Annotated in this window: 16 protein-coding genes and 1 riboswitch; of the genes, 1 reads left to right on the top strand and 15 read right to left on the bottom strand. The window is 60.5% G+C overall.

Translation table 11 applies throughout. The features are described from left to right. Positions 1-63: 63 nt before the first annotated feature. From V2I30_RS01200 to V2I30_RS01150, 11 genes are all read right to left on the bottom strand, one after another. Complete coding sequence (locus V2I30_RS01200) at positions 64-1,035, bottom strand: DUF3618 domain-containing protein (protein ID WP_330660240.1); 972 nt, start codon at positions 1,033-1,035, stop codon at positions 64-66. A gap of 16 nt (positions 1,036-1,051) precedes the next feature. Further along, the gene (locus V2I30_RS01195; RefSeq protein ID WP_330660238.1) at positions 1,052-1,516 is read right to left on the bottom strand and encodes a phage holin family protein; all 465 of its coding nucleotides are present in this window, start codon (positions 1,514-1,516) and stop codon (positions 1,052-1,054) included. Beyond that, positions 1,516-2,037 carry a hypothetical protein gene (locus tag V2I30_RS01190; RefSeq protein ID WP_330660237.1) on the bottom strand — a complete coding sequence of 174 codons (522 nt, stop codon included), beginning with the start codon at positions 2,035-2,037 and terminating at the stop codon, positions 1,516-1,518. Before V2I30_RS01190 ends, V2I30_RS01195 begins: the two co-directional genes overlap by 1 nt. A gap of 164 nt (positions 2,038-2,201) precedes the next feature. Then, on the bottom strand, positions 2,202-2,975 hold the full coding sequence (locus V2I30_RS01185; RefSeq protein WP_330660236.1) for an ABC transporter ATP-binding protein: 774 nt from the start codon (positions 2,973-2,975) through the stop codon (positions 2,202-2,204). Beyond that, on the bottom strand, positions 2,972-3,949 hold the full coding sequence (locus V2I30_RS01180; protein WP_330660235.1) for a FecCD family ABC transporter permease: 978 nt from the start codon (positions 3,947-3,949) through the stop codon (positions 2,972-2,974). The genes V2I30_RS01185 and V2I30_RS01180 overlap by 4 nt, the downstream gene beginning before the upstream one ends. Next, positions 3,946-4,779 (bottom strand): ABC transporter substrate-binding protein, encoded by an 834-nt coding sequence (locus V2I30_RS01175; RefSeq protein ID WP_330660234.1) that lies wholly within the window; start codon positions 4,777-4,779, stop codon positions 3,946-3,948. The genes V2I30_RS01180 and V2I30_RS01175 overlap by 4 nt, the downstream gene beginning before the upstream one ends. 2 nt (positions 4,780-4,781) lie before the next feature. After that, positions 4,782-6,749 carry a TonB-dependent receptor plug domain-containing protein gene (locus V2I30_RS01170; protein ID WP_330660233.1) on the bottom strand — a complete coding sequence of 656 codons (1,968 nt, stop codon included), beginning with the start codon at positions 6,747-6,749 and terminating at the stop codon, positions 4,782-4,784. 173 nt (positions 6,750-6,922) lie between these two features. After that, a riboswitch (cobalamin riboswitch) is annotated at positions 6,923-7,144 on the bottom strand. Between the two features lie 351 nt (positions 7,145-7,495). Next, positions 7,496-7,759: a hypothetical protein gene (locus tag V2I30_RS01165; protein ID WP_330660232.1), complete on the bottom strand. Its 264-nt coding sequence runs from the start codon at positions 7,757-7,759 to the stop codon at positions 7,496-7,498. Beyond that, positions 7,756-9,291: a S8 family serine peptidase gene (locus V2I30_RS01160; protein ID WP_330660231.1), complete on the bottom strand. Its 1,536-nt coding sequence runs from the start codon at positions 9,289-9,291 to the stop codon at positions 7,756-7,758. Before V2I30_RS01160 ends, V2I30_RS01165 begins: the two co-directional genes overlap by 4 nt. A gap of 21 nt (positions 9,292-9,312) precedes the next feature. Continuing rightward, positions 9,313-9,834, bottom strand: coding sequence for a hypothetical protein (locus V2I30_RS01155; RefSeq protein ID WP_330660230.1), 522 nt, complete (start codon positions 9,832-9,834; stop codon positions 9,313-9,315). Positions 9,835-9,837: 3 nt separating this feature from the next. After that, positions 9,838-11,184 carry a hypothetical protein gene (locus tag V2I30_RS01150; RefSeq protein ID WP_330660229.1) on the bottom strand — a complete coding sequence of 449 codons (1,347 nt, stop codon included), beginning with the start codon at positions 11,182-11,184 and terminating at the stop codon, positions 9,838-9,840. A gap of 185 nt (positions 11,185-11,369) precedes the next feature. On the opposite strand from V2I30_RS01150, the gene V2I30_RS01145 reads away from it, so the two are divergent. Continuing rightward, positions 11,370-11,618 carry a hypothetical protein gene (locus tag V2I30_RS01145; protein WP_330660228.1) on the top strand — a complete coding sequence of 83 codons (249 nt, stop codon included), beginning with the start codon at positions 11,370-11,372 and terminating at the stop codon, positions 11,616-11,618. On the opposite strand, the gene V2I30_RS01140 is transcribed toward V2I30_RS01145, so the two are convergent. The 4 genes from V2I30_RS01140 to V2I30_RS01125 all read right to left on the bottom strand — a co-directional run. Next, positions 11,606-12,523 carry a hypothetical protein gene (locus V2I30_RS01140; RefSeq protein WP_330660227.1) on the bottom strand — a complete coding sequence of 306 codons (918 nt, stop codon included), beginning with the start codon at positions 12,521-12,523 and terminating at the stop codon, positions 11,606-11,608. The two genes, V2I30_RS01145 and V2I30_RS01140, sit on opposite strands and share 13 nt — an antisense overlap. Continuing rightward, complete coding sequence (locus V2I30_RS01135) at positions 12,513-13,364, bottom strand: hypothetical protein (protein ID WP_330660226.1); 852 nt, start codon at positions 13,362-13,364, stop codon at positions 12,513-12,515. Before V2I30_RS01135 ends, V2I30_RS01140 begins: the two co-directional genes overlap by 11 nt. Then, positions 13,348-13,611 (bottom strand): Arm DNA-binding domain-containing protein, encoded by a 264-nt coding sequence (locus tag V2I30_RS01130; protein WP_330660225.1) that lies wholly within the window; start codon positions 13,609-13,611, stop codon positions 13,348-13,350. The genes V2I30_RS01135 and V2I30_RS01130 overlap by 17 nt, the downstream gene beginning before the upstream one ends. A 536-nt stretch (positions 13,612-14,147) precedes the next feature. Further along, a partial coding sequence (locus tag V2I30_RS01125) for a cation diffusion facilitator family transporter (protein ID WP_330660224.1) occupies positions 14,148-14,744 on the bottom strand: 597 nt, incomplete at its 5' end.

Below are 14,744 nucleotides of genomic sequence, written 5' to 3'. Positions count from 1 at the left end.
AGGGGCCACCCGGCACTAATGCCGGATGGCCCCTGGCTCTTCTTTTTCGGTCGGTGCCGAATGTCAGACGGTTTCTGGTGAGGTCGGCGCGGTGGTCGCACCGGCCGTGCTCGTTCGCGGCGTTGTCGTTCTGCGAGGCGCAGACGTGCTCGACGAAGAAGTGTGATCCTCGGGTTCGAGCTTGTTCTGAGCGCGCGAGACCGCTTTGTCCTTCGCTTCGCGGGCATCTTCGGCCAGTCTCTCGCCTTGGGACTTGGCGCCGTCGACAGCTTGTTCGGCCTGGTCACCGAAGGCTTGTCGCTCCTGCCGGCTTGCGGGTGCGGCGGAGCCTGCAACCATGCCGATCACCGCTGCGATCAGACCGCCGATGACAGGATTTTCGTTATAGGCACCGGCAACACGGTTGGCCGAGCGCCTCGAACCACGGCTCAGCCTGTCGCGTGCATCGCGCGCTTTCTCCAGCGCCCTGTCCCGGTTCTCACGGGCCTGCTGTGCCATCCGGTCGCGCTTGTCGCGCAGGGAGTCGGTCGCTTCGTCTAGGCGTTGGCGATAGGACTTTTCGTCCTCGTCGTGACCGCGCTCGATCATCAAGAACGTTCCACGCGCATCGTCGCGGCGGCGACGATAGGCCGCGTCATCTTCGCCATCGCGGCGCTCGCAGGCCGTCATGTGGGCGACATAGGAACGATGATCACGTTCGTAACTGGTATCGAAATCGGGCATGTCGCGATTGCGATCGTTCCCGGAACCGTTCCGGTCCTCGGACGTAAAGGCGCGCGGGTGTGCATCGTAATCGCTCACTAGCCAGATCGCACCCGCCGATAGAAGGCCAAGCGCGAGCGGGTTGCGGCGTGCACCATCGTACAGTCTGCGAGCATCGATGTCATTTGCTTCGGCCTTGTCGAACAAGGCGTTGACGATGTTGCGGGGTGTGAACTGGTCGCCGAGCCGATCGATCGTCTGGCTCATATCGTCCTGCGTGTGTTTGATATCCCGTTCGATTTCGTCGGGACTGCGTGTGTCGTGAGTGTTCATCGTCGAGGTCCTTCGATTATTTGTGCGCATCGCCGCGAGCCACTTCGGGCGTGCGTTCGGCGGTGTCGATCGTGCGTTCGGGCTTGAGGTTGCTCGCATCCATCTTGGACTTGGCGCTCGCATAGATGATTCCCGCGATGAGCAGCACAGCGAGACCGACCAGCAGGGTCGCAAGGTCGCGGTCGCCGATCGCGTCGCCGATCAGATAGGCGATCCCCATAAGGGTCACGCCAAGGCCGGAGATTCCCAGCACGGCCGCTCCGATGAGGCCACCAAGCCCGGCCTTGATGTCGTTGGCCGCCTCGCGCACTTCGGCCTGCACAAGATTGACCTGTTGCTGGGCGAGATGCGCGGATTGCGACGTGAGTTGACCGATCAGATCGACGATATTGTCATCGCGATGGGGATCGTGCGGCGGGGAATGTGCCCCACGCTCTTTCCGAGCGCGGGTTTCCTCCGGAGTTTCTGCATGGGTAGCCATCAGAGCTGACCCCCAACGGTGTCGCGTTGGTATTCCGGAGTAACGCGCCCAACCGGTTCATGCGAATGATCGCTGGGGTTGTCGCGGTCCGAAGACACGAAGTCGATATCGTCGTGCTGTTCAGCCCCTACGCGCAGGAAACGTCCTGCCGCAAAACCTGCTGCGGCCGAAGCGGCGAGGAAGGTGGCGGGGTTGGAGCGACCGAATTGCTGAGTGCTCGCCAGCATCTGTTGGGGCGACTTGCCATCAAGTTCCGAAGCGACCTGCTGGATTTGCCGCGCCGCGCTGCTGAGCATCTGCGCCATCCAGTCGGGGGCGTCTTCATCTTTGCGCAATTCGTCCGCGGCCGTGTCGATCGCCGAACTGGCCGAGTTTGCAGCGCCGACGGCCTTGTCGCGGCCGCGTTCGGCCTGAAGCTCGGCCTGTTGTTTGGCGCTGTCCTTGAGCGCCTCAGCGTCCTGCTTGATTTCTTGTTTGTCCAGAGTATCCGTTTGGGAACCGCTGGATGTTGTATGTCGCATATTAAACTCCGTCCGTTGTGTGCTGTGCAAATGGAGCGGACCAGCCGGCGGTTATATCCGGGCCATCGGACGAAGCGAGGGATTTATCGGACCAACGACACCTAAGTTATTGTTCTTATTACAAACCTTGACAGATGTTAATTCTGCGGAAAGCTACCGGAGCGTCAAATCGACCCCTCGATCTCGATCACAAGCCGGCCTTCCATTAACCTCAACCGCGCTTCGATCCCGAAAACGTCGCGCAAAGCTGTTGGCGTCATGGTCTCGCGCGGTGTGCCGTCGGCGACGATCCGGCCTTCCTTCATCCAGATCAGTCGGTCGGCATAGCGCGCCGCCAGCGCGAGATCGTGCACCACGGTTAGCACGCCCCGCCCCTTACGCGCCGCCCCGGCGAAGATGCTGAGCGTCTCATGTTGGTAGCGCGGATCGAGCGCCGTAACCGGCTCGTCGGCGACCAGCAGCGGCGTTTCCGCAGCCAGCGCGCGGGCGAGATGGACGCGCGACATCTCTCCGCCCGACAAGCTGTCGGCGGACCGGTCCGCGAGCTCCGAAAGACCGCACGCCGCGATCGCGCGTTCGATTGCGGCCCGATCAATGTCGCCCAGCCGCCCCGGCACCGCCCCATAGGCGAAGCGGCCCAGCGCGACGATATCGCGCACCGGCTGCGGCCAGGCGAGCGGGCGCTGCTGCGGCAAATAGGCGACCCGGCACGCGCGTTCGAGCGGCGTCATCTCCCGCACATTGCGCCCTTCGATCAGCGCCGCTCCGGCCTCGGTGCGAACCAGCCCGAGTGCCGCGCGCAGCAAGCTCGTCTTGCCCGCCCCGTTCGGCCCGATCACCATCGTGAGCGACCCCGCCTCGGCGCGGAAACTCGCATTCTCGACCAATAAGGCACTGCCTGCGCGCAGCGACAGGTCGCGCGTTTCCAACAGTGTCATGCTAACCTCCTGCGCGCGGCGATCCAGACGAAGACCGGCGCACCGATCAGCGCGGCGAGAACGCCCAACTTCAATTCGCTGTCGGTCGGAGCGAGCCGCACGCCGATGTCCGCCAGGACCAGCAGCAGCGCGCCGAGCAGCGCCGAGGGGACGAGCAAGCGCGCCGGATCGTAGCGCAGGAAGGGGCGCACCAGATGCGGCGCGACGATGCCGACGAAGCCGATCGCGCCCGCCAGCGCCACCGCCCCGCCCGTCGCCAGCCCCGCCCCGGCGATCACCGCGATGCGCTGTCGCGCGAGGTCGAGGCCCAGTCCCTGCGCCGCCTCCTCCCCCAGACCAAGCGCCGCCAGCCCCCGCCGCGCGCGCAGCAGGATCGCGGCGCCCACGGCGATGAAGGGCGCGGCGAAAGCGAGATCGGCAAAGCTGCGATTGGCGACGGTGCCGAGCGTCCAGTCGACCATATCGGCCAGGCTGAAGGGGTTGGGCGCGAGGTTCATCATCAGTGCCATGAGCGCGGCGGCGAAGCTCGACAGGCCGACCCCGATCAGGATCAGCGTGACGACCGAGCGGGTGCGTATGGCGGCCGCGGCGACCAGCGCGGTCGCCACCAGCGCCCCGCACACCGCCGCAAGCGGCAGGACCATCGCGCTCGCCGCGGCGAGTCCGAAATAGAGAGTGAAGGTCGCGAACAGCGCCGCGCTGGCGGAGACGCCGAGTATTCCCGGCTCGGCCAGCGGATTGCGCAGCAGACCCTGCAGCGCCGCGCCGCTCATGCCGAGCGCCGCGCCGACCAGCGCGGCGGCCAAGGCGCGCGGCAGGCGGATTTCCCACACGACGATGCGGTCGCCCGTCGTTCCTCCCCCCGCCAGCGCAGCGCCCACTTCGCCAATACCGAGCGCCACCGACCCCAGCAGCAGCGAGGCGAACAGCGCAGCGGTCAAAGCCACCACGAGGATGAGGTTCGGCCGGCTCATCCCGGCCCCCTACGCGCCGCGGCCAGCGCTTCGACGGCATCAAGCAGGAACCACGCCCCGCAACTCGTCCACGCACCCTCCAGCGGCACCAGCGGCGTCGCCTCGAGTTGCCGCGCCAGCACCGGATGGCGCGCGGCGCTCCAACTGCCCGCGTGATAATTCTTGCCCTCGAAAAAAGCGGCGGCAACGATGTCCGGCTGTTCGTAAGCCAGACGTTCGAGCGGAATGGGGTTCCAGCCGCCGCGCCGCTGAAAATTGGAAAAGCCGGCGGCGCGCAGCAATTCGTCGATCAGCGTGCCCTCGCCCGCCGTCACCCCGGTGGGCGTTGTGTAGAGCGCGGAAGGTCGTTTGTGCCCGGCCTCGGAAAGCGCCGCCAACCACGCGTCGAACTCCGTCAACAGCGCGGCGCCGGCATCCTCGCGCCCCAGCTCGCGCCCGATCCGCTCGATCTCGCCGCGAACGCCTTCGAGGTCGCGCGGATAGCCGAGCTCGACCACCCGCACCCCCGAACGGCGCAGAAAACCTGCGATCTGCGGACCGCCGCCATAGGAACGCACGACAATATCAGGTTCGAGCGCGAGCACATCCGCCGCGCGCGGACGCACCTGACGAAGGCCCGCCGCCGCCTCGCGCATATAGGAATAGCGCCGCCGGGCCTCGGGCGAGAGCGCTGCGATATCCTCACGCGCGGCGAGCCGCAGGACATATTGGTCGGCGCAGTAGTCGAGGCTGACGATCCGCGTTCCCACCGTGCGTTCCACAGGCGCTATAGCCGCGTCGCAGCCAGCGAGCGCCGCAAGCGCCAAGAGAAGAATGCCGAGTCGCTGCATCGTCACATCCGGTAACGCACGCCGCCGAACACCGCGCGACCGGGTTGGCCGAAGCGAAAGGCGGTTTCGTACTTTTCGTCGGTGATGTTCTCGACCCTGCCGAACAGTTCCAAACCATCCGACAACGCATAGCTCGCGCGCAGATCAACCAGCGTGTAGCCATCGAGGCGCAACTGGTTCGCCGCATCGTCGAAGCTTTCGCCGACCATCAAAACGCTCGCGCCGAGCGCCAGGCCGCTGGCCAGCCGGTAATCCGCAACCAGAGAAAAGGTCGCATCAGGGCGGCGGGGCAATCGCTCGCCGGTGACGGCGTTCTCGGCGTCGATGATGGCGTAGCCCAGCGCGACGTCCATTCCCGGTAGAGGCGCGAGGTCCAGCGTCAGCTCCCACCCGTCCGCCTTGGAGCGCGCGATATTGTCGTAGGTGCCGAAAGGGCGCGGATTGTCGGGATCGTTGCAGGCGGCGAGCGGATTTTCGAAACAACCGACGAAGACGATCTCGTTCGTCGCATCGCGCGTAAACCAAGTGAGCCCGGCGACGATCGCTCCGTCCAGCATGGCATGGCTTACGCCCGCATCGAAGCTTTGCGAGGTTTCGGGTTGCAGCGCGCTATTGCCGAAATCGCTCAGCAGCTGGAACAGCGAGGGCGCCTTGAAACCCTCGCCGAAACTTGCGCGCAGCACGGTGTCGCCGCCGCCGAGCGCCAGCGCCCCGCTCGCCGAAAAACTGGTTTGCGAGCCGAAGATCTCGTGATCGTCATAGCGCACCCCGCCGCTCAGCGAGAGCGGCTCGATGGGCGTCACGTTGACCTGCGCATAAAGCGAGTCGATCGCCGTCTCGGCGGGTGGGGAAGAGGCACCGAAGCTGGCGGTCGCGAATTCGGATTCTTCGCGCTCGGCGCCCATGACGATCTGCGCCGGCTGGAGATCGACGATGCCCTGATATTCGAACCGGCGGTTTTCCCCCTGCGCGGCAAAGCTTTCGAACGGATCGTCGCCCGAGAGGTCGAGATTGCGGCGGTCGATATCGGTGTAGGCGAAGGCGAGACGGTTGTGGAACCGATTGTCGAACAACGCCGCGTTAAGCCCGGCATAGCCGACGAAATCGCGCCGCTCGGACAGTTCTTCGGTGTCTCCGAAGGCAAAGGTCGGCGGCGCGAAACCGTCGATCTCGAGCTCGCTGTCGGCGTAGAAACCGCGCAGGTCCAGCGCGAGCCCTTCGGCGAACCTGACGTCCACCTTGCCATTGACCCCGACGCTTTCGAACCCGTCGCGTTCGGTCCCGCCGCGCGCGGCGCTGAAGGCGGAGATGCCGTCGGTCGTGAGGAAAGTCGCGCCCAGGCTGGCCGCGATCGGACCGGCACGGCCTGAAATGTTGCCGACCAGTTCGGCGGTGTCCCGGCCACCATATTGAGCGCTCGCGAAGATGGCGACATCGCGCGTCGGCTCGCGCGTAATCAGGTTGACGACCCCGCCGATGGCCTGGCTGCCGTAAAGCACGCTCTGCGCGCCGCGGACCACTTCGATACGGGCGATATTGCCGGCAAGAAGCGGTCCGAAATCGAAGCCGCCGCCGGGCGAGGCGGGGTCGTTGATCTTAATGCCGTCGACCAGCACGACGCTTTGATCGCTCTGCGCGCCGCGGATCGAGACGCCCGCCGCCGCGCCGATCCCGCCACTGCGATTGATCGTGACGCCGGGCACCGTACGCAGGATGTCGAGGACGTCGCTGGGTTGGCGGTTCACGATCTCCTCTTCGGCGATCACCGCGACCGACGAGCCGACCTGCGAGAGGCTGCGCGCGGTGCGGTTGGCGGTGACGACGATCGCCTCGTCCGAAGCCGCTTCGCCGCCCTGCCGATCGACGATGTCGGCATCCTGCGCCGGCTCTGGCAAGCCCTGCGCGAGCAGGCCCTGCGGGGCGCAAAGAACGAAAGCGGCAAGCACGCCGCAAGTTGCATGATATTTCATTATCTCGAATTCCCGAATGCTCCGCCCGCCGGGCATCCGGGCCCCGGCGAACGCCGCGCGACATTGGGCCCCGCCACGGCATACAGAAACGCCGCGGCGCCCGTTCGGGCCACTCACATGTCGCTACTTCGGAAAAACGATGCTTCCCTGTCCCACTGGGCTGGACCCGGCCCCGGACGAACGACGCGACGGCAGGTCTCCTGGCTCGCCGATCGTCGCTCCCGAGCCGTCTTCCCAGCTGCGCTGCCGACAAGGGCAAGCGTGGCCAGTGACATCGTGGCTCGAGGGCTCCCGGCTTACAGTTGCGGGCACAGCGCCGGTCTTGCACCGGCTTCCCTCTTCGCTGCAGCACGCCCGAGAGGCGGCTGCGAGCACCGTCTGCTTCGTTTCATGATCGCCGCGAGAGCCGCTGTCAATCGGTCTGCTCGCTACGAGAAATGCGCGACGCGATCGTCCTGAGACCGACGCTGGGATTCGAGATTGGTAGCGGAGGAGGGACGCAAATTATGCTGTCAAGGCATTGTTTTTATTTGTTAATATCAAATATCTCAACCCGGATACCCCCATCAGTACCCCCACGAAACTGCGAGTACGGTAGCACGCTCTCTTCTTGCGGCGAATGGTGTCATTACTCACTATGGCGCGATGAAAGGGGGCGCATTTTGGTGTGAAACCCGTGGTCGCGAGCTCGATGCCACCTGACCGGAAGCGGAAACACAAACCTCGGAGTATGTCGTTCACGTCGACTAGCCGAGCAAACGCCGTTTCTGTGGAACTTCAACTTTCGAGACACCCGGAAGCTCTGAAAGGGCCGAAGCCACGAGATCAACATTTACGGTATCGCTAAAGGAGGCAAAGAACTCTTTGCAATCATGCTCAGCCGTGGCGTCCGGATAGAGGCGATCCAGGGCGACAGGCCGCAGGCGTGAACGTACGCGAGCCAAAACGGTTTTGGCCGCATGCACATCATCGATATGAAACAACACCGTCTTCATTCGCTCGCCGATCAAGTGAGGAGACGTTCAATGTCTAAACATCCCCAACCATGATCGACAGTATGATTGAGACCACCCATTTGCGCAAGTTTACGCGACGAATTCTCTAAAGCAGCTGTAAAAGCGGAATGACCTCTACCGTTCTTAGCCACCCAAAGAGATGCGGCTCCAGACACAATCGGAGTTGCCATCGACGTACCTGACATCGTCCCACGATACTTGTCCCATGGTATCGGCGTGTCTCGGGTGATACTTCCATCTGCGTTTTCGCGTCCTCGCCAAAACTCCACACCATCATAAGTCGGCATCGTAGCCATAATGTCCGTGCCAGGCGCTGAGACAGTGATGTGATCTCCCCCATTTGAAAACGCGGCCACCTCATCGTTTATGTTGAGCGCACCAACGGCTATCACGTCCGAATAGGCTGCCGGCCAACTCGTCGGAGACCCCGTATCCCGCTCGTTCCCCATTGCTGCCACAACGATCTGGCCCTGATTGACCAAGCGGGCAAATAATTGCTGCTCACGGCTGTCTCCGATGGCTTCGCCGCCAATGCTGAGATTCACAATCTCGATGTTGTCATCGGCACATGCCGAGAGCGCTCTGAGATACATGATGGGGTCGACCCAATATTCGTCGCTAACGAAAATCGCCCCAGACCGATCTGTGAAATAGCTTAGGCGATCAACCTGATCGTCAAAGATTTTGAAGATGTGGAGTTCGGCCCGGCTGACCCCGTCAACGTCATTGTCTGCTCCATGAGCCGCGATCGTTCCCGAAACATGCGTTCCATGAGAAGAAATATCGCGACGCCCAGAAGGTACGCCCGGATATGGCGGTGCATAACTGTAGCGAGCAATCGCTGGTTGCAGCATTGGATGGTCAGCATCAATGCCGGTGTCAAGAACGGCGACCCGCACCGATGCCGCATCGTCAAACCCGGCTTTTTGGCGCGCTGCAAGAAGTCCTGACCTGCTGAGATGCCAAGGCTGAACAGGTTGCCGTGCCCCTTGTGGAAGTGGGCTAAGGAGTCGCCTGATTGGAACACGCTCGACGTCTGCCACGTGCTTTTTGTCCGCTGAAAGGCCTGAATAAACCTCATCAACGCGCGCCGGATCGACGGTGAGGATCAAATTTCCGGCCAAGACTTCCTGAGAAGGCAATTGGACACTTTCAGGAAACGCCTCGACGGTCGCGATTGCCGAATGGGTTCCGATCAGATCGCTCTCGCTCGCGGAAATACTTGGGCGGCTAGGTGCCAGCACTGGCTCAGCCCGACGTATTGCGCCGACTTCCTCAAGATAAGAGAGCGCCGACCGCTCTGCTGTAACGGCCTCTCCACCTTCATCACCAACGGAAACGCCAAACGCTGCCGACGCTGCCTCGGTGTGCTCAGCGACGCCTGAAGCGAAAGCCGTGGAAGAGCCCGTCAGAGTCCGAGCCATCTCAATGGCCTCGGTGCCCGCAGCTCTGAGAGCTTCAGGTCGGAGAGTAACGAGAATGCGATCCGAATGATATTGTGGGCGGTCGACCGGTTGCTGTTCCATAACGCTGTCCTCCAATTCGGGCTAATTCGACTTGTGACCTTTGGGCAAGAAAATAGGATCAAACAGCGCAAGCAGCGTGGAAGCGACAAGTGCCGCGAAGGCTGGCAAAGCGTTCAACTCATCCGCGTAGGGATGACCGGGAACGGAGGTTCCCCAGACCAAGAAACCAATGAGTGACGCAACGAAGGGCCACCAATGCCATGTTATCGGTTCACCATGCCCCGCGGCACGGTGCTTAGCTAGGGTAACCAGAGCAAGCAGGATCGGAGTTGCTGCGGCTGCGATCCAATAAATATCCCAAACATCAAGACCGAAAGCGCCAGCTAGGTCATCTTTAGCAGCAACTGCCCCAACGTACAGCGTGATGGTTTCGGTGGGGATGTAGCGCGTCAGCGCATCAAACCCTTGCGAAGTCTTCGATTTCGGCTTTTGACCTTCCTTGGCGGGCGCAGCTGCGCTGGATGCAGCACCACGCGGAGGGAGCTGTTTAAGCTCTCGCAGCTTTGCGCTCTCCATTTCCCCAGCGAGATTTGAAATTGACATTCGCTACTCCTCGCATTTCGCTCCGGCGGCCAACGCCTCCAAGCATCGCTGTGCTTTCAACAGGCGGATCTGCTGTTCGATCATGTCAGCTTCTAAGGCGAGTTCGTCGCGCTCCTGAGTAGTCTCGTCTGGCCCATTGCCCTCAGCGATGGAGGCTATCGAAGGCGCTAATGCCGAAAGGCTCGCGCTTGCAGCTTCCCCCCTCGCCCCGGACTTCCATTCGAGTTTGGTGACTAGGCCAAACGGGCTAAATGTGAGTGCCGCCGTACGTGACGAAAACAGGCTAGTGTCGAGACAAAGATTGGCCACCCTGCCCCACTGTTGGACGGGTACCGTGAGACTGGAAGCATTCGCGAATTGCGCAAATGATGTAGCTGGGGCAGTCGAACTTGACGCGACTCCACCGTCCGGGGGTGTCGGTGTTGTCGCTGAAGTTGCCGTTGTCGCAATCCCGGCAGGGACGCTTCCCTGATCCATCAACGCAAAACTGGCGATGATTGGTTGAGGCACCGAAAGTGATTTTGCGCATTGAGAAACCTGGTCCGTTCGCGCAGGCGAATTTGGCGTAGAAGCAACAATTCGAGCTGCGTCCAATTTGGTCGGACGGTAATCAACCAATTCGCCCTGATACCACTTTTGCAGACGTTCATATGGCCACGGTATGACGAAGACACTTTGATCGGCGCCGACCGGCTTTTTGTTGGTGAGATGAATCTCGGTCGAAATCGTCATAGTAAGAAAATCACTGCGCAAGCTAGCCAGCTCGTTCACTAACTGAATCCTAAGCAGCGCAATTTTCTCCATATCGGGCGCTGTGCCCGCCCCTGTCCACGTGGGCGTCAATTTCCCCAACTGCGTGACGATATCCTTTTCGCGCTGGAGAGCCTTAACGGCTTCAGGCTTGCAGCGCTTGCTGTCTACGGCTTCGCCGCCCTCTGCCATGGCACCGGGCACAAGTATCGAAGCCACCGCGGAGACAAGATTTCCAATAATCGCACCTGTCTTGTCCTCGGACTGAGCGTTAAGGCCAGAAATGACTCCATTTTCGCTCACTTGCACCGTTAGCGACTGACTCTCTCGCCACGAGTTAAGACTGGTAGGGTCGAAAAAATATGAATTTCGGACATCAGGTGTTGCTGTGGCACTCAACCTCGTTGAAACGGCGACTTGATCACGATCACAACCCTGAAGCCTTAGGGTCGCTTCAGCGCGCAAAGATGTCTTCGGAAGCACATATTCGGTCGAAACAGCGGAAATGCTCGCGAGCCCTTCACCACCATCGTTTGTATGCATACAGCCTGACAAGGCGACTGCGGTTACTATTACCGATACAAAACGGCCGTTCATCATACCCCCCCTATGATCACGATCGGAAGACTTCCCGAGTCTTCGCATAATTCGAAGAATACATAATGGCGCAGCATAACCAAGACTATTTTTAGTTCTGACACTTATGGTCGCCATAGCTGATGAACGCATAGAGGCTTAATCCTAGTTTTGTTTTGAAGTATTTTGAAAAATGCATTAAATTTCAGATGGGAATTGGCCCCACCCGTCCGATGTGGTATTCTCTGAATATGACGCAGGATCACAATCAAAGCGATTTCGACTTCGGTTATCAGACCGGGATCAATAGATTTGCGCAGCAAGGGATCGAAACTGCCAACACGCTTAACGAAGACGAAGAGCAAGATTTCGAGCACGCCCAGCGCTCGTCATTTTTGTGTGTCATTACGTTTTTGATCGTCGGCGCAGCTGTCATCGCCCTTCCCTACTTCTTCTGATCGCGATCCGAGAACCAGCGGCGGCGTTGACTTTCCGCAGCCCGCTCTCCCAGATCACTCGCTCCAATGACTCCTTGACCGTAGTTCTGCTGGCTTGATTGGCGGCGGGCTTTGACATCCGCTCGGCCTTCTTCGATCAAGCGCTCAGCCTGTTCGAACCTGTCTTCGGTAACCCCACCTGCTCCGGAGTTTGACCTCCTACCGCCACGGGACGGCAGCTCAAGATCGCCTTCGACGAAGTTGGAGGGTCCCTGCACAGGTCCCATGACCTCAGATGGCGGAAGCATCTCATCGCGCACGGGCGCCATGGTCTCGTCGATATAGCGGTCGAGGATCCGATCGACGACCAGATTGCGCCCGGACATCTGGGTTGGAGTGATATCGGTCTGGTTGGGATTGAGCGGTACCTCCAGCCCTTCGGAACGCGCCAGCGCCGCTTCGTCATAATAGCGGCTCGCGATGATCTGCGACATGTCCTGGCTGATCGTCGCACCTCCGCCTTCACGCGTCGTCCAGGTCGAACTCAGTGTGCGCGAGGCTTCGTCGATCTCGGATAGCTGGCGATCAATCGAGCGCACTTGCTCAACCAGATCGTCACGATAGCTGCGATCTTCCGAGAAGCTTTCTGAGCGGGTGAACGAGCCATCGCGAGCATAGACGCCGCTCTCCCGACGCGTTTCATCGCTGATATCGAGGCTCTTGGAGTTGCGGCTATCGCTTGTCAGGTTCGAGCGGTCGGACTGCGAGGTGCTGTAGCCATCTTGGAAAACTACACCGTCACTTGCGCTTGTGCTCACATTCCCCGATCCACCAGCACCAGCACCGCGTCCTTTTCCTCCCCGCTTGCCGCCAGTTGGAATTCCAAGATTCGCACCAAGCGACCAATTGGTTGAATCATTTGCCACGTACTGATCCTGAGACAGCCGCCTCCCTTCCACATCCTGCCCAATCACCCTTCCCTGTCCGGTGCTCGCCACGCTCGACTGGCCATCCCTCCGCGAACTCGCTGAACTGGCGTTCTCGGTCACTCCGCGTTCCGATGTCACGCCGCTCGCGCTGCGCGAGCCGCTCTAACTTGAAGACCCAAGCCGCTCGATCGCCGCCATGCGTTCCGCGCGCGCATCGGTCAGCACGCGCCTCCGCGTCTCCAATTCCGACGCCGCTTCCGAAAACGATCGCTCGGCGAGGGACGATCTCGATGGCTTCACACAGCTCGGCGACAGTGTCGCGACAGATGACCGACGGCTTGATATTGCCAGGGCGCTTGTCGATCACAAGGAGCCGAACGGCGACGCTGGTGCCTTGCTTGCGATAGCAGGTTGCAAGCCGACACGACGTTACGACTGAGCATCCATCGAAGGTCCGTTCGTAGACAGAGAGCATCTTGGCCGAGGTTGTGAAGCCATCGGGCATGACCACGACGATGCGCGCGCCCAGCGCTGATTTGGCGATTGCAGAGCGCAAATGACGGACTGCGGCATGCGGGTCGACGCCCCGCCCCTTCGACGGAGCGAAAGGCGGGTTCATCAGGATGAGAGAGGGCCGGAGCGTGGATGGCGTCAGCGAGGTCAGCATCGCCCCGTCATGGCTGGTGAGCTTCGCTTCAGGGTAAAGCACCGCCAGCTTCGCGCGGCGCTTGGGGTCGATCTCATTGAGGTGAAGTTCGGCGACCCTCGCTTGGAGCGCAGCGAGCATGCCGTGGCCAGCACTCGGTTCGAGCACGATGTCTTCAGCGCGCGGCTGCAATCATCGGGTCTTTGCCTTCTGCCAAGGCACCCTTCGCGATTGTGCGTAGCTCCCTCGCCGCAGAGATTCCGACCTCGGGGTAAAGACCGAAGGAAACCAACTTCTCTTTTCCAGCGAAGCGATTTTTCAAACGCCAAAGTTTCGACCCACTTGGCTTCACTAGGAGAAAAAGGCCCTCTCCATCTGACAGCTTATAGGGGCGCTCTTTAGGCTGCGCTTTTTTGATCTGAAGTTCCAACAAGGCCATTGGGGGTATCGCTCCATTTTCGAACCCCTCGAAAGTACCCCCAAAATGGCCCCACACCAAACGCGGCTGCACACGAATACAAGCGAACACAAGCGGACACGAATCAGCAACAACCAACTGATTCGTTTTGTTTTTCTGGACTTTTACGGATGTTGACGAACCCATGCGGATTCGGGATTGGTAGCGGAGGAGGGACACTAATTTAGATTATAATTCGTTGATCCTTATGATCAATTTCACGATTCGCTATCGAAATACCCCCAACAGTACCCCCGCTATCGTCTTATTGCGGTAAGTCGCGTTTTTTGGGCGACGATCAGAGTTGGCAAGTGATTCTGGACACCTGCTAGGGGCGGAGTAGCCGCACAATAGTAGGATGTGCTTTGCAAACCTTAATGTGCAAAATCGTCGCATTGCCCGATTCATTCGAAGCTTTGGATTGGCAACTAGATTTGAGATGCGGCCATCTTTAATTTGTGAAGGCCGTTTAAATTCGCTCGAGTCTTCCAGCCTCGGACATGCTGAGAGCAGCAGGATCAACTCCTGAATTCGTCGCCTTTGATATGTTCGGTGCCCGCTTCCTCATGCTTATCCCTGTGCGCATCGCGAAGGATATCGATCCCGCCATAAAGAGCGATGCCAGCAACCGCGATCCCAACCAGGAGGTCCGGCCAGTTTGCGCCTGTAAGCATAACGATGATCCCGGCGACGATGATACCGCCGTTCGATATGAAATCGTTGAAGCTAAACGTGGTCGCTGCGCGCAGATTGACATCCTTTTGTTGGAGCTTCTGGAGCATGCGCAGGCATATGAGGTTCACCACCGCCGCGATGGCCGCCATGGCGATCATCATCAGGCCGCCCGGCTCGGAGCCTTCGATTAAACGCCTGACGGCATCGGCGATAACGCCTCCGGCGAAGACTAGGAGCATAATCCCTGAGAAACGCGCGGCCCCTCGTTTCCAGGATTGCGAACGGGTAAGAGCCAGAAGACTGAGCGCGTAGACAAATGCATCGGATGAATTGTCGAGCCCGTTGGCCAAGAGCGCGTTCGAGTCCGCAAAATAGGCAACGACAAAGAAACCAACCGCGATTGCGACGTTGAGCCACAATACGATCCACAATGTGCGTCG

Source organism: Erythrobacter sp. (assembly GCF_036351135.1).
In the GTDB taxonomy this organism is placed as follows: Bacteria; Pseudomonadota; Alphaproteobacteria; order Sphingomonadales; family Sphingomonadaceae; genus Erythrobacter.
Note: the sequence above shows the minus strand (reverse complement) of the source record. Positions and strands in the feature narration are given on the sequence as shown.